Raw genomic sequence first — 17692 nt, 5'->3', positions numbered from 1 at the left:
AAGGCACGACTATGGATCTGTATATTCAGATTATCGTGGTGGCGTGCCTGACGGGTATGACATCGCTTCTGGCGCATCGCTCGGCGGCCGTTTTTCATGACGGTATCCGCCCGATCCTGCCGCAACTGATTGAAGGCTATATGAACCGTCGCGAGGCGGGGAGTATCGCTTTTGGTCTGAGCATTGGTTTTGTGGCTTCGGTGGGGATCTCTTTTACCCTGAAAACCGGACTGCTCAACGCATGGTTACTCTTTCTTCCTACCGATATCCTCGGCGTACTGGCGATAAACAGCCTGATGGCGTTTGGTCTTGGCGCTATCTGGGGCGTGTTGATCCTTACTTGCCTGTTACCGGTAAACCAGCTGCTGACCGCGCTACCGGTGGATGTATTAGGTAGCCTGGGGGAATTAAGCTCGCCGGTGGTTTCAGCTTTTGCACTGTTCCCGTTGGTGGCGATTTTCTACCAGTTTGGCTGGAAGCAAAGTCTGATCGCCGCCGTGGTGGTACTGATGACCCGTGTGGTGGTAGTGCGCTATTTCCCGCATCTCAATCCGGAATCTATCGAAATCTTTATTGGCATGGTGATGCTGCTGGGGATCGCGATAACTCACGACCTGCGTCATCGTGATGAAAATGATATTGATGCCAGCGGGCTTTCGGTGTTTGAAGAACGCACGTCGCGGATTATCAAAAACTTACCGTATATCGCTATTGTCGGGGCGCTGATTGCCGCCGTTGCCAGCATGAAGATTTTTGCTGGCAGTGAAGTGTCGATCTTCACACTGGAGAAAGCATATTCCGCAGGCGTAACGCCGGAACAATCACAAACGCTGATTAACCAGGCAGCTCTGGCGGAATTTATGCGCGGGCTGGGTTTTGTACCGTTGATTGCCACCACCGCGTTAGCCACTGGTGTGTATGCAGTTGCGGGCTTTACCTTTGTTTATGCGGTGGGCTATCTCTCGCCGAATCCGATGGTTGCAGCGGTATTAGGCGCAGTGGTTATTTCGGCGGAAGTCCTGCTGCTTCGTTCGATCGGCAAATGGCTGGGGCGCTATCCGTCGGTGCGTAATGCGTCAGATAACATCCGTAACGCCATGAATATGCTGATGGAAGTGGCGTTGCTGGTCGGTTCGATTTTCGCAGCAATTAAAATGGCGGGTTATACCGGATTTTCTATCGCAGTTGCCATTTACTTCCTCAACGAATCCCTGGGCCGTCCGGTACAGAAAATGGCGGCACCGGTCGTGGCAGTAATGATCACCGGTATTCTGCTGAATGTTCTTTACTGGTTTGGCCTGTTCGTTCCGGCTTAAGGAAGGCACCTATGAAGACGTATCCTTTGCAAAGCCTGACGCTTATTGAGGCGCAGCAAAAGCAGTTTGCGCTGGTGGACACGATTTGCCGCCATTTTCCCGGCAGCGAGTTTCTTACCCGCGGGGATTTGGGCTTAACGCCGGGGCTGAATCAACCGCGCATTACCCAGCGAGTGGAACAGGTGCTGGCTGATGCATTTCACGCACAGGCTGCGGCGCTGGTACAGGGTGCGGGTACTGGAGCGATTCGTGCGGCGTTGGCGGCTTTGCTCAAACCGGGGCAGCGTCTTCTGGTGCATGACGCGCCTGTTTACCCGACGACTCAGGTCATTATTGCGCAGATGGGGCTGACGCTTATCACTGCTGATTTCAATGACCTGTTGGCACTGAAGCAGGTTGTCGACGAGCAACAACCAGATGCCGCGCTGGTGCAGCATACGCGCCAGCAGCCGCAGGACGGGTACATTCTGGCAGATGTGCTGGCAACGTTGCGCTCGGCTGGCGTTCCTGCATTAACCGATGACAACTATGCGGTGATGAAGGTGGCGCGCATTGGCTGTGAATGCGGGGCGAATGTCTCGACATTTTCCTGCTTCAAGCTATTTGGGCCAGAGGGTGTTGGCGCGGTGGTAGGCGATGCTGATGTTATTAACCGTATTCGCGCCACGCTCTACTCCGGCGGCAGCCAGATTCAGGGCGCTCAGGCGTTGGAAGTCTTGCGTGGGCTGGTGTTTGCGCCAGTGATGCACGCGGTGCAGGCGGGGGTATCTGAACGGTTGCTGGCCTTGCTCAACGGTGGTGCAGTTCCGGAAGTGAAAAGCGCCGTCATTGCCAATGCGCAGTCGAAGGTGTTGATTGTGGAGTTTCATCAGCCGATTGCCGCCAGAGTACTGGAAGAGGCGCAAAAGCTCGGTGCCTTGCCTTACCCGGTCGGTGCAGAGTCGAAATATGAAATCCCGCCGCTCTTTTACCGTCTTTCCGGAACGTTTCGCCAGGCGAATCCGCAACTCGAACATTGCGCGATTCGCATTAACCCAAATCGCAGCGGTGAAGAGACGGTGCTGCGGATTTTGCGTGAGAGTATTGCCAGTATTTAATCTTGTGCATGATGTTTTCGAAAAGAATGCAGAAATAAATACGCCCTCGGGTAACCCCGAGGGCGTCAGGCAATTAAACCGGTGTTAGCCGATTTCTGTCAGAGACTTACTGTGCAGTAGGACCGCAACCGCCAATGATTTTAGAAATAGAAATTGCCGGGTGCAGCAGGTAGTCGTAAGAGCAGTTCTTATCACGGTTTTCGATATGACCAGTACATGCAGTTAACGTAGCCAGTACTGCACCTACCAGTGCAACTTTAATAAATTTGTTCATTTACATTCCCTATGTATTATATATTGATTAATATTCATTGTTTATATGAATATAAGCAGACTGCTCATTAAGAACGATACAGGAATATTTAATTAGCGTCAGTGAGTGAATGGCTTAATTTTGTAAGTCGCTGTAACGGTGAATATAACCCATTAGCAGATAATATTTATTAAGGGGTTATGTTTTATTTGCTGAATATATAAAAAGAGTCATTAAGAAGGCCAGAATTCTCTGGCCCGGGTTACATTAATGATTGGAGAACCAGTTCAGTTTATCGCGCAGGCCAACAACCCGACCAATAATAATTAGCGATGGACTGTTCATTTGCTGCGCCAGTTCGCCCAGCTGCGAGAGTGTACCGTCAATCACGCGCTGCGTGACTGCCGTTCCGTTTTCGACAATTGCCACCGGCATTTCGCCAGGCATACCGTGTTCAATCAGCTTTTGCTGAATAGTCGCGGCCTGATTCAACCCCATATAGAACACCAGCGTCTGTTTTTCTGCCGCCAGGTTTTCCCAGTCCAGTTCGCCACCGGTTTTTAAGTGTCCGGTAATTAAGCGTACGCTCTGGGCATAATCGCGATGCGTGAGCGGAATACCCGAATAGGCAGAGCAACCAGAAGCTGCGGTAATACCCGGAACCACCGAGAACGGAATACCCGCGTTGCACAGTGTTTCCAGCTCTTCGCCACCACGGCCAAAAATAAACGGATCGCCGCCTTTCAGCCGCACCACGCGTTTGCCTTTTTGCGCTTCCCGCAGCAGGATCTGGTTAATCTCTTCCTGCGGTACGCAGTGGTATCCCGCGCGTTTGCCGACGAAAACGCGATCCGCATCGCGGCGTACCAGATTCATAATATCGTCAGAAACCAGACGGTCGTAGACCACCACATCTGCCTGCTGAATTTGTTGCAGTCCTTTCAGTGTCAGCAGCCCGGCATCGCCCGGACCTGCGCCAACCAGCACCACTTCACCGCGATGGTCGAGCGGTTCGTTGATTAATTGTTCGGTCGTTTCAGTAATGGCTTTCTGATCGTTGTTTGCCAGCGACTGCGCCAGACGGTCATTAACGAACAGTTTTTCCCAGAAACGGCGACGTTCACCCATTGTTGCGAACTGTTGTTTCACTCGACCGCGTAATTGCCCGGCGTATTTCGCTACCTGGCCCAGATGCAACGGCAGCAGTGATTCAAGTTTTTCACGCAACAGGCGTGCCAGAACCGGAGAGGTGCCGCCAGAGGAGACCGCGACCATGAGCGGTGAGCGGTCAATAATCGACGGCATAATAAAGCTGGCGGCTTTCGGCGCATCGACCACGTTACAGAAGATGCGACGAGCTTCAGCGGCTTCACTGACGCGCTGGTTAAGCGCGTCATCATCCGTCGCTGCAATCGCCAGCCAGCAGGTGTCGAGAAGGCTTTCATCAAATGGCCCTTCGACGAGGGTTAACATGCCTGCATCTGCCCATGCGGTGAACTGTGGAATAAACGCTAATGCATTCACCGTTAAGCGAGCGCCTGCGTCTAACAGCAACCTTGCTTTGCGTTCCGCGACATCACCACCGCCGACAATCAGACAGTCGCGATCGCGTAATTGGCAAAATATAGGCAAATGATCCACGTAAAAACCCCTTAGTAATTAACCGGCAGCTGTTTCAGTTTGATTAAATTTGTCCGCAACCGGACGATTCGCTTTCGGCGTAGCATACCAATAACCCAATCCCATGAATACGGCACCTGATAAAGTATTACCCAGCGTCACCCACAGCAGGTTATGACCAATACCCGCCAGCGTGTAGGCTTCGCTGTGGTTGCCAAACCAGGAGAGGGCGAACAGCGTCATGTTAGCGATGGAGTGCTCGTAGCCGGACGCGATAAATGCCAGCAGACACCACCAGATAGCGATAAATTTCGCCGCCCCTTCAGTGCGCAGCGCCATCCAGATAGCCAGGCAAACCAGCCAGTTACACAATGCACCTTTGAAGAACAGTACCATTGCCGGTGCAGTGGTTTTAGCCAGCGCGACGGAGTGAACGATGCTGGTATCTACCGGCAGCAGGCTACCGCCACCCCAGCTATAGAGCATGGCAACGAAGACGGAACCGACCAGGTTACCCAGCCAGGTTTGCGGCAGGATTGCCCACATTTGCCCGTGGCTGATAGTGCCCGCTTTCACTCCAAAGGTGAGGAACATGGTGTGTCCGGTGAACAGCTCAGAACCAGCAATAATGACCAGCGTTAAGGCGATACCAAAGGTCGCGCCCATCACCAGAGGACGTACGGACGGGTCGAGCAAATTACCGAGCGTGAAAATCAGGATGATCCCAAGACCCACATACGCGCCCGCCATGGCGGAGCTGACCCAGAAGCCGAGCGGGTTATTTGCCGACAGGCGTGCAATGCGCGCAGCGTTAGCCGCACACTTATTAATAGTGTCTGTAAACATTTGATTATCCTTTAAAAAATAAAAACAAAAAATAAAACAAAAAGTTTAAAAAATGTCCTGCAATATACCGAAGGTCATTACAGGACAATGCAAAAAGGGGAGGCATTGCGCCTCCCGTTAAAACATTAACCGCGCAGCTGTACCACGCCGTCTTTCACTCGCGCTTCGTAATGCTTGACGGAAAACTGTTCGTCTTCCATGCACAAGCCGTCGCTTAAGCGAAAACGCTGTTTTTTCAGCGGGCTGGCGACCCACAGCTCGCCCTGGTGTTCCGCAATCAGCCCGCGTGACAACACGCTGGACTCGAAGAACGGGTCGATGTTGCTGATCGCAAACACCTGGTCGCTGTGATACGGGCGGAAAATTGCTACCTGCTCGTCACCTAACAGCGCGCAGACGCCGGTTTCAGGCAGGATGTCATCGATTTTGCAGATGTCTTTCCACTGGCTCATGCGTTGTCCTCCACCAGAGTTACCGGGATACGTTCATACGGCGTTGCCGGACGGTGCTGTTCGCGCTCTGGCACCATCTGCACGTTCGGGTCACGCTTGTCGCTGTTGATGAAGTGTTTGAAGCGAGTCTGCGCGGACGGTGTATTGACCGTCTCAGTCCACTCACATACTACCGCTTCACGCAGGCGCGCCATCTCTTCTTCCAGATGTGCGTTCAGCCCCAGTTTATCGTCAATGATCACCGCTTTCAGGTAATCGATGCCGCCTTCAAGGTTTTCTAACCACGGCGCGGTACGCGTCAGTTTGTCGGCAGTACGGATGTAGAACATCATGAAGCGGTCGAGATATTTGATCAGCGTTTCGCGATCGATATCCGCCGCCAGCAGATCCGCATGACGCGGTTTCATGCCGCCGTTGCCGCAAACGTACAGGTTCCAGCCTTTTTCGGTGGCGATAATACCCACGTCTTTACCCTGAGCTTCTGAACATTCACGGGTACAGCCGGAGACACCGAACTTCATTTTGTGCGGCGTACGGATGCCTTTGTAGCGGTTTTCCAGTTCCACGCCGAGGCCGACGCTATCGCCAACGCCGTAGCGGCACCAGGTGCTACCCACGCAGGTTTTCGCCATACGCAGTGCTTTCGCATAGGCATGACCGGTTTCGAAGCCGGCTTCAATCAGCTGACGCCAGATCTCCGGCAGATCGTCTTTCTGTGCGCCAAACATCGCCAGGCGCTGGGAGCCGGTGATTTTGGTGTAGAGATTAAATTCACGCGCGATACGACCTACTGCCATCAGCCCTTCCGGGGTGATTTCACCGCCCGGAGAACGCGGGATCACCGAGTAGGTGCCGTCTTTCTGGATGTTAGCGAGGAAGTTGTCGTTTGAATCCTGCAGCGGAGTATGTTCCGGCTTCAGAATGTATTCGTTCCAGCAGGAGGCCAGCAGCGAACCGACGGTCGGTTTACAAACTTCACAACCGTAGCCTTTGCCGTGTTTCGCCAGCAGTTCTTCGAAGGTTTTAATGCCTTCAACGCGGATTAAATGGAACAGTTCCTGACGCGAATAAGCAAAGTGTTCGCACAGGTTGTTGTTAACTTCGATGCCCTGTTTCGCCAGTTCCGCGTTCAGTACCTGAGTGACCAGCGGGATACAGCCACCGCAGCCAGTACCCGCTTTGGTTTCAGCTTTCAGCGCCGCAACGGTGTGGCAGCCTTTGTTGATAGCAGCAATCAGGTCGCCTTTGGTGACGTCGAAGCAGGAGCAGATTTGCGCGCTGTCCGGCAGTTTATCAACACCGATAGACGGCTTACCGCTACCAGAGTGCGCCGGCAGAATCAGAGAATCCGGGTTTTCCGGCAGCTCGATAGCGTTCAGCACCAGTTGCAGCAGGTTGCCGTAGTCGCTGGTATCGCCCACCAGTACCGCACCGAGCAGGGTTTTGTTGTCTTCGCTGACAATCAGGCGTTTGTAGATCTCTTTGCTTTCGTCGAGGTAAACGTAGCTACGTGCGCCAGGCGTGCGACCGTGCGCATCACCAATACCACCTACATCTACGCCCAGCAGTTTCAGCTTGGCGCTAAGGTCAGCACCTTCAAAGGCGTTTTCGCTGCCAAGAATATGGTCAACGGCGACCTGCGCCATTTTGTAGCCTGGTGCTACCAGACCAAATACACGGTTGTTCCAGCTTGCGCATTCACCGATGGCGTAGATATCCGGATCGGAAGTCTGGCAGGAATCATTTATGACGATACCCCCACGCGGAGCAACGTCCAGACCACACTGGGTTGCCAGCTTATCGCGCGGACGGATACCGGTAGAGAAGACGATAAAGTCGACTTCCAGTTCGCTGCCGTCGGCAAAACGCATGGTTTTACGCGCTTCAACACCTTCCTGCACAATCTCAAGGGTGTTTTTGCTGGTGTGAACGCGCACGCCCATACTTTCGATTTTGCGACGCAGCTGCTCGCCGCCCATCTGATCAAGCTGTTCTGCCATCAGCATAGGGGCAAATTCGATAACGTGGGTTTCAATGCCTAAGTTTTTCAGCGCGCCAGCGGCTTCCAGACCTAACAGGCCGCCACCTACAACGGCACCACGCTTGCTGCGCCGGGCGCAGGATTCTATAGCGTTGAGGTCTTCAATGGTGCGATAGACAAAGCAGTCCTGAGTATCAGAACCTTTGATTGGTGGGATCCACGGGTAGGAACCGGTCGCCATGATCAGCTTGTCATAAAAAACGGTACGTCCGGCGCTGGAGTGAATCACCTTCTCCTGACGGTTGATGGTGATAGCGCGTTCGCCGACCAGAACTTTGATGCCGTGTTTCTCGTAGAAGCCTTCGCGCACCAGCGACAGCTCTTCGGCGGTGTGGTGAGAGAAGTAAGACGAGAGGTGTACGCGGTCATAAGCGATGCGCGGTTCTTCACAGAAAACGGTAATATCAAAGTTGGCCGCATCAGATTTATCAAGAAGATCTTCGATAAAGCGATGGCCGACCATACCGTTACCGATAATTGCGAGTCTGACTTTGCTCATTTTTGCCTCGATTTCTTTTCTATTACCGCCTACCTTAACGATTCAGCAACCCCGCTTATTGATGTAAATCAAATTCACCTTTATATACTCCTTAAGGGGTATATTGCTGATTTGTATAAATTTTCTTAAGTCACGGAATTGTCTGACATTTCATGTTTGTGCAAAAAACAGACAAATTGAACGGGTTTATAGAAATAGATGCACGTAGCAGGGTAAGAGAGGAAAAGGCCGGACGACGATAGCGCCGCCCGGCATGAGCAATTAATGAGAGGTCAGGGTGTTATGCTGACGGTGACGGCTGACGAAACCTAACAGGAAGCACATCACAAAGACGACAGCGTACAGACCGTTTGCTGTAAGCAGTGCCGCCTGCGGACCGCTATGTTCAACAATCGGGCCGGTAACCACAAAGGTCAACATAGTACCGATGGTCCCGCAGGTCAGGACAAAGTTAACCAGTTTTGGCGACGGTACTTTGGTCTGCTGTGAACCCAGGGTGATGATGGTGGTATAGATCGCGCTGGAGAAGAAGCCCAGGGCGAGAATTGACCACGCCATATGTGCCGGTGTTCCGGTGTTAAAGACGTACATCAGAATCGCGGCCAGACCCGCCAGTACGGTCAGGATACGTTGCAAATCAAAGAAGCGAAGAATAAAGCTGAACGCCCACATGCCGACCATGTATGACATCCAGAAGTTACTCACCAGCGTACCAGCATCATTCAGGCTCATGCCCAGGCCTTTGGCATACTCAGGCACCCAGGAGATAAAACCTAACTGACCGAGGATGTAGCACAGTGCCGCAATGGAGAGAAACAGCACGCCGATCCCCCACTTTTCTTTCTCTACCGGAGCATCCGTTTTTGGTGCATGTTTGCCCAGTGCCGGGAACTCACAGCCGAAGGTCAGAATAAAAATAGCGACATACACCAGCCCGATGCAGGCATAAACCCAGTACCACTCAATGCTGCGCGCCAGTAGAAACGCGGCGATCATTGGGAAAATCATCCCAGCCATACTGAAGAAGGAGTCGGTAAATAACAGGCGGGAACCGCGCTGACGCCCTTCATACATTTGTGTTATCAGGAATGTACCAATCGACATGGTGATGCCGCTGACCACCCCGAGAATGAACATCGCCGCCGAGAACAGCGCCAGGCTGTGGCTGAACATCAAACCGGCAACCGCCAGCACCATCAGGAGAAAGCCAAAACGTAACTGCGTTTTCAACGGGACGATTTCCATCAGCCAGGCGTTGAGGAAGATAGAGATTAAAATGCCGGCGTTGAGGAAGGTGAAGGTATTACTCATACTGGAAACAGGCAGATTGAAATAATCGGCGATATTTCCCATCACCATCCCGGTGACAATAACCAACGCACCGGTCAGTGCGTAGGAGAGAAAGCTAATCCATGTGAGCTTGATGCGATTGCTGTTAGTCATGATTGGCCTGCGTTCAAAAATAAAATGGCATAGCGGGCTATGCCGCGAGCGGGCGATTTTAGGTGATTTTGTGATCTGATTAAATGTTTTATTGCAATCGGTTGCTAAATTGCATTTTAAGAGGTGATTTTTATCACAGAATAAAAAGTGATCGTCAGGTTACATATATTTCAGATACGTAAAATTAGGTAAAGGGATGGCCTTGTTCTTGAAGGCTATTTAGAATCTCTTCACTTGCTTTTTTTCTGCTCTGTTTGTTAAGGAAATCTCATGTTCAAATCGACCCTGGCGGCGATGGCTGCTGTTTTCGCTCTTTCTGCTCTTTCTCCCGCAGCAATGGCAGCGAAAGGGGACCCGCACGTATTGTTGACAACCTCAGCTGGTAACATCGAACTGGAACTGGATAAACAAAAAGCGCCAGTGTCTGTGCAAAACTTTGTCGATTATGTGAACAGCGGTTTTTATAACAACACTACCTTTCACCGCGTCATTCCTGGCTTTATGATTCAGGGCGGCGGTTTCACCGAGCAGATGCAGCAGAAAAAACCAAACCCGCCAATCAAAAATGAAGCCGATAACGGCCTGCGCAACACGCGTGGCACCATCGCGATGGCGCGTACCGCTGACAAAGACAGCGCCACCAGCCAGTTCTTTATCAACGTTGCCGATAACGCCTTCCTTGACCACGGTCAGCGTGATTTCGGTTACGCGGTATTTGGTAAAGTGGTGAAAGGCATGGACGTTGCCGATAAGATTTCCCAGGTGCCGACTCATGACGTTGGTCCGTACCAGAATGTGCCGTCAAAACCGGTAGTTATCCTTTCCGCTAAAGTCCTGCCGTAATGATTTCTCGCGCGGGCAATCTTGCCCGCGCTTCTGCTCTCCCGGCGTAACCCAGATTTGCCGCTTATACTTGTGGCAAATGGACACGTTCAGGGAGGCATCAAGTGAAGAAACTCACCGATAAGCAAAAGTCCCGTCTCTGGGAGCTTCAGCGTAATCGTAATTTCCAGGCCAGTCGCCGTCTTGAAGGCGTCGAGATGCCTTTAGTCACTCTTACTGCCGCAGAGGCTTTAGCGCGCCTTGAAGAGCTGAGGAGGCACTATGAGCGATAAATTCGGCGAAGGGCGCGATCCGTATCTTTATCCTGGCCTTGATATCATGCGTAACCGGCTGAACATCCGCCAGCAGCAGCGGCTGGAACAGGCCGCTTACGAAATGACGGCGCTGCGTGCTGCGACCATTGAGCTTGGTCCGCTGGTGCGCGGTTTACCGCATTTGCGCACTATCCATCGCCAGCTGTATCAGGATATTTTCGACTGGGCGGGGCAATTGCGTGAAGTTGATATTTATCAGGGTGATACGCCGTTCTGCCACTTTGCCTATATCGAAAAAGAGGGCAATGCCCTGATGCAGGATCTGGAGGAAGAAGGTTATCTGGTTGGCCTGGAGAAAGAGAAGTTCGTCGAGCGGCTGGCACATTACTATTGTGAAATCAACGTGCTGCATCCCTTCCGTGTGGGAAGCGGACTGGCACAGCGGATCTTCTTCGAGCAACTGGCGATTCATGCGGGCTACCAACTGAGCTGGCAGGGTATCGAAAAAGAGGCCTGGAATCAGGCAAATCAGAGTGGGGCAATGGGGGATCTCACCGCACTGCAGATGATATTTAGCAAAGTGGTAAGCGAAGCCGGGGAATCTGAGTAAAATAGCGCGGTTCTTTCGTACCGGAGCCGCCATGATCCTGCTTATAGATAACTACGATTCTTTTACCTGGAACCTCTACCAGTACTTTTGTGAACTGGGGGCGGATGTGCTGGTTAAGCGCAACGATGCGTTGACGCTGGCGGATATCGACGCCCTTAAACCACAAAAAATTGTCATCTCACCCGGACCCTGTACGCCAGATGAAGCCGGGATCTCCCTTGACGTTATTCGCCACTATGCCGGGCGCTTGCCGATTCTTGGCGTTTGCCTCGGTCACCAGGCAATGGCGCAGGCATTTGGCGGCAAAGTTGTGCGCGCCGCAAAGGTCATGCACGGCAAAACCTCGCCGATTACACATAATGGTGTGGGCGTATTTAAGGGGCTGGCAAATCCACTTACCGTGACACGCTACCATTCGCTGGTGGTGGAACCTGACTCATTACCTGTGTGCTTTGAAGTGACGGCCTGGAGCGAAACCCGCGAGATTATGGGTATTCGCCATCGCCAGTGGGATCTGGAAGGCGTGCAGTTCCATCCAGAAAGTATTCTCAGCGAACAAGGACATCAACTGCTGGCTAATTTCCTGCATCGCTGATTTCTGATTGCTATTAAGTGATTTTTTATGCATATTTTGTGATTATAATTTCACATTTATTTATGTGTAACAGGGTGATCATGAGATGGCAACTGAACAAACAGCAATTACACGCGCGACTTTCGATGAAGTGATCCTGCCGATTTATGCTCCGGCAGAGTTTATTCCGGTAAAAGGTCAGGGGAGCCGAATCTGGGATCAGCAAGGCAAGGAGTATGTCGATTTCGCGGGTGGCATTGCAGTTACGGCGTTGGGCCATTGCCATCCTGCGCTGGTGAACGCGTTAAAAACCCAGGGCGAAACTCTGTGGCATATCAGTAACGTTTTCACCAATGAACCGGCGCTGCGTCTTGGTCGTAAACTGATTGAGGCAACGTTTGCCGAACGCGTGGTGTTTATGAACTCCGGCACGGAAGCTAACGAAACCGCCTTTAAACTGGCACGCCATTACGCCTGTGTGCGTCATAGCCCGTTCAAAACCAAAATTATTGCCTTCCATAACGCTTTTCATGGTCGCTCGCTGTTTACCGTTTCGGTGGGTGGGCAGCCAAAATATTCCGACGGCTTTGGGCCGAAACCGGCAGACATCATCCACGTTCCCTTTAACGATCTCCACGCAGTGAAAGCGGTGATGGATGATCACACCTGTGCGGTGGTGGTTGAGCCGATCCAGGGCGAGGGCGGCGTGACGGCTGCGACGCCAGAGTTTTTGCAGGGCTTGCGCGAGCTGTGCGATCAACATCAGGCATTATTGGTGTTTGATGAAGTGCAGTGCGGGATGGGGCGGACTGGCGATTTGTTTGCTTACATGCACTACGGTGTGACGCCGGATATTCTGACCTCTGCGAAAGCGTTAGGCGGCGGCTTCCCGATTAGCGCCATGCTGACCACGGCGGAAATTGCTTCTGCGTTTCATCCTGGTTCTCACGGTTCCACCTACGGCGGTAATCCTCTGGCCTGTGCAGTAGCGGGCGCGGCGTTTGATATCATCAATACCCCTGAAGTGCTGGAAGGCATTCAGGCGAAACGCCAGCGTTTTGTTGACCATTTGCAGAAGATCGATCAGCAGTACGATGTGTTTAGCGATATTCGCGGTATGGGGCTGTTAATTGGCGCGGAGCTGAAACCACAGTACAAAGGTCAGGCGCGTGATTTCCTGTATGCGGGCGCAGAGGCTGGCGTAATGGTGCTGAATGCCGGGCCTGATGTGATGCGTTTTGCGCCGTCGCTGGTGGTGGAAGATGCGGATATCGATGAAGGGATGCATCGTTTCGCCCACGCGGTGGCGAAGGTGATTGGGGGTAAATAAGACGCATCAGGCCAAAGATGTCGGATGCGGCGTGAACGCTGTATCCGATGGTTTAGCCTGCATTACGCCTTCGAATCCCGCAACTTGCGACTCAGCCAAATCCCGTGATGCGGTCGCTGACGCCATGCCATCGACGAAATGGTGTGCATGGTGTTCAGATGACCAATAACCCGCTGTAAATGCTGCTCCAGCGTACCTGCCGCGCCTTCGTGCGGCTGCATCTCCGGCGCATCCATGATATTGGCATCGCCAGAACTACCCGGTTCGTCATACTCCAGTCGCTGCTGACAACGCTGAATGGCGATTTCACAAGACTGTAAATATTCTTGCGCCAGTTCAGGTGGCAATGCCCGGTGTTCCCGCGCCAGCGTGGTCATGGCATTAATATGCTCAACAATAAACTGGCTGTGCGTTACCCACAGTTTCATATCTGCCAGATAATGGCTGTTAAACGCCGGTTCCTGCATCGCCTGATTCAATGAGTTATACAGAGTGTTATGCGCCTGATTTACCCGCATTCGCTGCCAGGCCAGTGGCGTAGGTTGCGGGTCCTCGCTCAGAATCAAGCGAATCGCTTCCTGATAGGCTTCTAAAGCGTCATGGGCGTTCTTACGCAATAACCCGCTCTGCCACTGCGGCCACAGCCAGACAGTACCGCCGAAAGCAATTAAACAACCAATAATGGTATCGATAAGACGTGGAAGGATGTACTGCTCACCGTTCAGCCACAACAGTTGCAGGGTATACACTGCGGTAATGGTAAAACCGACCGTCGCCCAGCCGTAGTTTTTGCGCAATATCAGGTAGCTGGCGAGGGTGGTAATCAGCATCAAGGTCAGGGTGTAACCTTCGGGAATTTTAAAGTGCAGCGCCACGCCCGCAATGATTAACCCAACCACGGTTCCCACGGAGCGATTCACAATCCTCAGACGGGTTGCGCCATAGCCATTTTGCGTCACCAGCAATACCGTCATCAGGATCCAGTACGACTTCGGCAGATGCAGCGCGGTGCCCATCAGGCTGGCAACGCTTAACATCACACTGAGTCGTCCGGCATTGCGTAGCGCCGGAGACTTTAGTGACAGATAACTTTTCAGCGCCGGAAGTAATGGCATTCGCCGCTGTTTATCGGCCAGTAAGTCACGCGCATAGAGCGGTTTTTGGGTGCGCAGCACGCGGGCGATGCGGCTGAAATGCCAGTAGCAGAATTGCCCAACCGGATTATCCGGATGCTGGCGGGCGATTTTTTCCAGTGCGCCAATTTGCTTTTCCATCGTAAAACGCGTCGGCAGGCGATGGTAAAGAATGTCATCAGCCAGCACGCGCAGGCGAGCGGCGACGGTTTGCGCATTCCAGCGAATAACTTCCTCCGCATGGCTACGCTCGACCAGCTTTTGCACCTCTTCCGGCTGATGCAAACTGACCGAAATATGTTCCTGCAAATCCAGCGCCTCCTGGAAAATACGCAGCATCCGCTTGTAATCGGTATTATTTTGCGCGGAAAGCATATGCATTTGCTGATAGCACTGGGTAATTAGATCGACCGCTTTTTGCTGGCGCACCAGCAGCGGCGGCAGCGCTTTTTCAGGGTCGGTGTGCTGGGTAAGCAGGCTGTATTTGGCTTCACAATAATCTGCCAGTTCACGGTACAGCAGACTTAGTGACTCGCGCAGCGGTTGTTCGCGCCAGATCCAGAACCAAAACCAGTTAAACAATCCGTACCAGAGAGTGCCCAACGCATAGATGAGCAACGGTTCCCAGACCGGCATGTATCCCGCCAGACTGAGGGTAAAAATGGCGGCGAGCAGCGATGCGGGAAGCAATTTTGCGTGCAATGGCCCCAGCTCAGCAGTGACGCCAAGTACCAGCGTTAATCCGGTCAGCAAAAAGGGCAGAGGAACATCTTTTGCCAGTAGTAGCTGTGTCAGCAAGCTACAGGTGGCAAACAGCGACGCACCAATGATTAAGCGTTTGAAAAAACGTTTATGAGGCGTATCAAGGCCCGCAATATTGCAACAAGCAGGAACGAGGGAGAAGAGCAGACCGAATCGTAATTCGCCAAGCATTAACCCAACGGCCACGGGCAAACATAGCACCAGCGTTTGTCGAAGTGCATAGTTGATATCGGGGTGATAAATCAGCCTGCGCCACATCGGGGGAAACAAAATGGCGCGCTACCAGGTAACGCGCCACTCCGACGGGATTAACGAGTGCCGTAAACGACGATGGTTTTACCGTGTGCGGAGATCAGGTTCTGATCTTCCAGCATCTTCAGAATGCGTCCCACGGTTTCACGAGAACAGCCGACAATCTGACCAATTTCCTGACGGGTAATTTTGATTTGCATACCGTCCGGGTGAGTCATAGCATCCGGTTGTTTTGCCAGGTTCAGCAGAGTCTGTGCAATGCGGCCCGTCACATCGAGGAACGCCAGGTTGCCCACTTTCTCTGAAGTGACTTGCAGACGACGCGCCATCTGTGCAGACAGACGCATCAGAATGTCCGGGTTTACCTGAATCAATTGGCGAAATTTTTTGTACGAAATTTCAGCCACTTCACAGGCGGTTTTCGCACGTACCCATGCGCTACGTTCCTGGCCCTCTTCAAACAGGCCCAGTTCGCCAATAAAATCACCCTGATTCAGATAGGAGAGGATCATTTCTTTACCCTCTTCGTCTTTGATCAGCACTGCCACAGAGCCTTTAACGATGTAGTACAGCGTTTCCGCTTTTTCACCCTGGTGAATAAGCGTGCTCTTGGATGGGTACTTATGAATGTGGCAATGAGACAAGAACCATTCGAGAGTCGGGTCTGTTTGCGGTTTGCCAAGCACCATGCGCGGTTATCCTCTGTTATAAGCTTTCTCCAGAGCCAGATAACGCCGCTGTCTCTGGATTGCCGAAATATGCTTCCCGCTACCTGGGAAGGGGCTATCAACTGTACTGCACGGTAATGTGACGTCCTTTGCATACATGCAGTACATCAATGTATTACTGTAGCATCCTGACTGTTTTAGCATAGCTTTCGCTTTGTGTCTCCTGGTGTCTCGCTTCAGCATGACCCAGGTCGCCTTCCGTTGCGCGATTTGGTTAGTACGCGTACTCTGTCAGGAAAATTGACGCAGTGGAGTAGCAAAAATGCAAGCGCGAGTGAAGTGGGTCGAAGGGTTAACTTTTCTGGGCGAATCCGCCTCTGGTCACCAGATTTTAATGGACGGCAACTCAGGCGATAAAGCACCAAGTCCGATGGAAATGGTGTTGATGGCGGCGGGTGGTTGCAGTGCCATCGATGTGGTTTCTATTCTGCAAAAAGGGCGTCAGGATGTGGTCGATTGTGAAGTAAAATTGACCTCTGAACGCCGCGAAGAGGCACCACGCCTGTTTACGCACATTAATCTGCATTTTATCGTCACCGGTCGCGACCTGAAAGACGCAGCGGTTGCGCGTGCGGTAGATCTCTCTGCCGAGAAATATTGTTCAGTGGCGTTGATGCTGGAAAAAGCGGTGAATATTACTCACTCGTATGAAGTGGTTGCCGCGTGATTTAACTATCCCGTTGTGAAGCCGGATAGTATTTTATCCGGCGTAATAGCAGAGTTACTCGATTTTCTTCCCTTCCATCAATCGTTGCACCAGCGGCAGCATAATTAATTCCATTGCCAGACCCATTTTGCCGCCAGGCACCACTAAAGTATTGATGTGGGAAATGAATGAGCCTTGCAACATCGCCAGCAGCCAGGGAAAATCGATCCCTTCCAGATTACGAAAATGGATCACCACAAAGCTTTCATCCAGCGACGGGATACCTTTTGCCGCGAACGGGTTTGAGGTGTCGACGGTGGGAACGCGCTGGAAGTTAAGATGGGTGCGGGAAAACTGCGGTGTGATGTAGTTGATATAGTCTTCCATTGAACGCACTACCGAGTCCATCACTGCTTCTCGTGAGTGCCCGCGCTCGCTGGTGTCGCGGATCAGTTTTTGAATCCACTCAAGGTTAACGATAGGCACCACGCCAACCAGTAAATCCACATGCTGCGCAACGTTATGCTGTGGCGTGACTACGCCGCCGTGTAAACCTTCATAAAACAGTACATCCGTGGGTTCCGGTAAAGGTTGCCAGGGGGTGAATGTCCCCGGTACCTGATTCCACGGTACGGCTTCATCGTAGGTATGCAGATATTTGCGAGATTTCCCTTTGCCGCTCTGACCATATTCAATGAAGGTTTGTTCCAGCAGGCCAAAGTCGTTCGCTTCGGGGCCGAAGTAGCTGATATGCCGCCCGGCGTCGCGCGCTTTGCGGATCGCCATGTCCATTTCCGGGCGGGTGTAACGGTGAAAACTGTCGCCTTCCACCTCAGCTGCATGCAGATTTAACTGCGCGAATATTTTACGAAACGCGAGGCTGGTGGTGGTGGTCCCCGCGCCGCTGGATCCTGTTACCGCAATGACCGGATGTTTGGCAGACATAGTAACTCCATGACTTAGCTATCATTATTATCTCGTCCGCCGACGGTT

General features: G+C 52.3%; 17 protein-coding genes. 8 read left to right on the top strand and 9 right to left on the bottom strand.

The features are described from left to right. Positions 1 to 11: 11 nt before the first annotated feature. The gene (locus tag ACJHYD_RS16100; protein ID WP_000366861.1) at positions 12 to 1316 is read left to right on the top strand and encodes a YhfT family protein; all 1305 of its coding nucleotides are present in this window, start codon (positions 12 to 14) and stop codon (positions 1314 to 1316) included. An 11-nt stretch (positions 1317 to 1327) separates the two neighbouring features. Beyond that, positions 1328 to 2413, top strand: a complete 1086-nt coding sequence (locus ACJHYD_RS16095; protein ID WP_001551745.1) for an aminotransferase class I/II-fold pyridoxal phosphate-dependent enzyme — start codon at positions 1328 to 1330, stop codon at positions 2411 to 2413. A 106-nt stretch (positions 2414 to 2519) separates the two neighbouring features. Here ACJHYD_RS16095 and ACJHYD_RS16090 read toward each other — a convergent pair whose 3' ends face one another. From ACJHYD_RS16090 to tsgA, 6 genes are all read right to left on the bottom strand, one after another. Next, positions 2520 to 2687, bottom strand: coding sequence for a YhfL family protein (locus tag ACJHYD_RS16090; protein ID WP_001031834.1), 168 nt, complete (start codon positions 2685 to 2687; stop codon positions 2520 to 2522). Between the two features lie 246 nt (positions 2688 to 2933). Then, positions 2934 to 4307, bottom strand: a complete 1374-nt coding sequence (cysG, locus tag ACJHYD_RS16085) for a siroheme synthase CysG (protein ID WP_001551744.1) — start codon at positions 4305 to 4307, stop codon at positions 2934 to 2936. 18 nt (positions 4308 to 4325) lie between these two features. Continuing rightward, the gene (gene nirC / locus ACJHYD_RS16080) at positions 4326 to 5132 is read right to left on the bottom strand and encodes a nitrite transporter NirC (protein WP_000493563.1); all 807 of its coding nucleotides are present in this window, start codon (positions 5130 to 5132) and stop codon (positions 4326 to 4328) included. A gap of 125 nt (positions 5133 to 5257) precedes the next feature. Then, positions 5258 to 5584, bottom strand: coding sequence for a nitrite reductase small subunit NirD (gene nirD, locus ACJHYD_RS16075; RefSeq protein WP_000084764.1), 327 nt, complete (start codon positions 5582 to 5584; stop codon positions 5258 to 5260). Further along, positions 5581 to 8124: an NADPH-nitrite reductase large subunit gene (gene nirB / locus ACJHYD_RS16070; protein ID WP_000049213.1), complete on the bottom strand. Its 2544-nt coding sequence runs from the start codon at positions 8122 to 8124 to the stop codon at positions 5581 to 5583. Before nirB ends, nirD begins: the two co-directional genes overlap by 4 nt. A 261-nt stretch (positions 8125 to 8385) precedes the next feature. Continuing rightward, positions 8386 to 9567 (bottom strand): MFS transporter TsgA, encoded by a 1182-nt coding sequence (tsgA, locus tag ACJHYD_RS16065; protein WP_000185232.1) that lies wholly within the window; start codon positions 9565 to 9567, stop codon positions 8386 to 8388. Positions 9568 to 9837: 270 nt separating this feature from the next. On the opposite strand from tsgA, the gene ppiA reads away from it, so the two are divergent. From ppiA to argD, 5 genes are all read left to right on the top strand, one after another. Beyond that, positions 9838 to 10410, top strand: coding sequence for a peptidylprolyl isomerase A (gene ppiA, locus ACJHYD_RS16060; protein WP_000477225.1), 573 nt, complete (start codon positions 9838 to 9840; stop codon positions 10408 to 10410). A gap of 104 nt (positions 10411 to 10514) precedes the next feature. Next, positions 10515 to 10682, top strand: a complete 168-nt coding sequence (locus tag ACJHYD_RS16055; RefSeq protein ID WP_000736860.1) for a YhfG family protein — start codon at positions 10515 to 10517, stop codon at positions 10680 to 10682. Beyond that, positions 10672 to 11274, top strand: coding sequence for a putative adenosine monophosphate-protein transferase Fic (locus ACJHYD_RS16050; RefSeq protein ID WP_001280645.1), 603 nt, complete (start codon positions 10672 to 10674; stop codon positions 11272 to 11274). Before ACJHYD_RS16055 ends, ACJHYD_RS16050 begins: the two co-directional genes overlap by 11 nt. Positions 11275 to 11305: 31 nt before the next feature. Beyond that, a complete protein-coding gene (gene pabA, locus ACJHYD_RS16045) occupies positions 11306 to 11869 on the top strand; it encodes an aminodeoxychorismate synthase component 2 (protein ID WP_001551743.1) in 564 nt (187 codons plus the stop codon). 85 nt (positions 11870 to 11954) lie between these two features. Beyond that, positions 11955 to 13178, top strand: a complete 1224-nt coding sequence (gene argD / locus ACJHYD_RS16040; protein ID WP_001551741.1) for a bifunctional acetylornithine/succinyldiaminopimelate transaminase — start codon at positions 11955 to 11957, stop codon at positions 13176 to 13178. A gap of 62 nt (positions 13179 to 13240) precedes the next feature. Here the strand turns inward: argD and ACJHYD_RS16035 are convergent, their stop codons facing one another. Together ACJHYD_RS16035 and crp are read right to left on the bottom strand one after the other, a co-directional pair. After that, the gene (locus ACJHYD_RS16035; RefSeq protein ID WP_001295162.1) at positions 13241 to 15331 is read right to left on the bottom strand and encodes a YccS/YhfK family putative transporter; all 2091 of its coding nucleotides are present in this window, start codon (positions 15329 to 15331) and stop codon (positions 13241 to 13243) included. Between the two features lie 50 nt (positions 15332 to 15381). Continuing rightward, complete coding sequence (gene crp, locus ACJHYD_RS16030) at positions 15382 to 16014, bottom strand: cAMP-activated global transcriptional regulator CRP (RefSeq protein WP_000242755.1); 633 nt, start codon at positions 16012 to 16014, stop codon at positions 15382 to 15384. A 301-nt stretch (positions 16015 to 16315) separates the two neighbouring features. On the opposite strand from crp, the gene ACJHYD_RS16025 reads away from it, so the two are divergent. After that, entirely contained in the window at positions 16316 to 16720 is a 405-nt protein-coding gene (locus ACJHYD_RS16025) for an OsmC family protein (protein ID WP_001148908.1), read from the top strand. 54 nt (positions 16721 to 16774) lie between these two features. Here ACJHYD_RS16025 and ACJHYD_RS16020 read toward each other — a convergent pair whose 3' ends face one another. Then, a complete protein-coding gene (locus ACJHYD_RS16020; RefSeq protein WP_001274680.1) occupies positions 16775 to 17644 on the bottom strand; it encodes a phosphoribulokinase in 870 nt (289 codons plus the stop codon). Positions 17645 to 17692 lie beyond the last annotated feature (48 nt).

The organism is Escherichia sp. WS1368, assembly GCF_046487485.1.
Taxonomy (GTDB): domain Bacteria; phylum Pseudomonadota; class Gammaproteobacteria; order Enterobacterales; family Enterobacteriaceae; genus Escherichia; species Escherichia coli.
The sequence above is the reverse complement of the archived record's forward strand: the minus strand, read 5'-3'. Positions and strand labels throughout refer to the sequence as shown.

Excerpts from the sequence above, each read along its gene's own strand:
- ppiA (WP_000477225.1), top strand. The coding sequence starts at position 9,838 with ATGTTCAAATCGACCCTGGCGGCGATGGCTGCTGTTTTCGCTCTTTCT.
- ACJHYD_RS16035 (WP_001295162.1), bottom strand. The coding sequence starts at position 15,331 with ATGTGGCGCAGGCTGATTTATCACCCCGATATCAACTATGCACTTCGA.
- nirB (WP_000049213.1), bottom strand. The coding sequence starts at position 8,124 with ATGAGCAAAGTCAGACTCGCAATTATCGGTAACGGTATGGTCGGCCAT.
- nirD (WP_000084764.1), bottom strand. The coding sequence starts at position 5,584 with ATGAGCCAGTGGAAAGACATCTGCAAAATCGATGACATCCTGCCTGAA.
- ACJHYD_RS16095 (WP_001551745.1), top strand. The coding sequence starts at position 1,328 with ATGAAGACGTATCCTTTGCAAAGCCTGACGCTTATTGAGGCGCAGCAA.
- ACJHYD_RS16020 (WP_001274680.1), bottom strand. The coding sequence starts at position 17,644 with ATGTCTGCCAAACATCCGGTCATTGCGGTAACAGGATCCAGCGGCGCG.
- ACJHYD_RS16050 (WP_001280645.1), top strand. The coding sequence starts at position 10,672 with ATGAGCGATAAATTCGGCGAAGGGCGCGATCCGTATCTTTATCCTGGC.
- crp (WP_000242755.1), bottom strand. The coding sequence starts at position 16,014 with ATGGTGCTTGGCAAACCGCAAACAGACCCGACTCTCGAATGGTTCTTG.
- ACJHYD_RS16100 (WP_000366861.1), top strand. The coding sequence starts at position 12 with ATGGATCTGTATATTCAGATTATCGTGGTGGCGTGCCTGACGGGTATG.
- pabA (WP_001551743.1), top strand. The coding sequence starts at position 11,306 with ATGATCCTGCTTATAGATAACTACGATTCTTTTACCTGGAACCTCTAC.
- argD (WP_001551741.1), top strand. The coding sequence starts at position 11,955 with ATGGCAACTGAACAAACAGCAATTACACGCGCGACTTTCGATGAAGTG.
- tsgA (WP_000185232.1), bottom strand. The coding sequence starts at position 9,567 with ATGACTAACAGCAATCGCATCAAGCTCACATGGATTAGCTTTCTCTCC.
- nirC (WP_000493563.1), bottom strand. The coding sequence starts at position 5,132 with ATGTTTACAGACACTATTAATAAGTGTGCGGCTAACGCTGCGCGCATT.
- ACJHYD_RS16090 (WP_001031834.1), bottom strand. The coding sequence starts at position 2,687 with ATGAACAAATTTATTAAAGTTGCACTGGTAGGTGCAGTACTGGCTACG.
- ACJHYD_RS16025 (WP_001148908.1), top strand. The coding sequence starts at position 16,316 with ATGCAAGCGCGAGTGAAGTGGGTCGAAGGGTTAACTTTTCTGGGCGAA.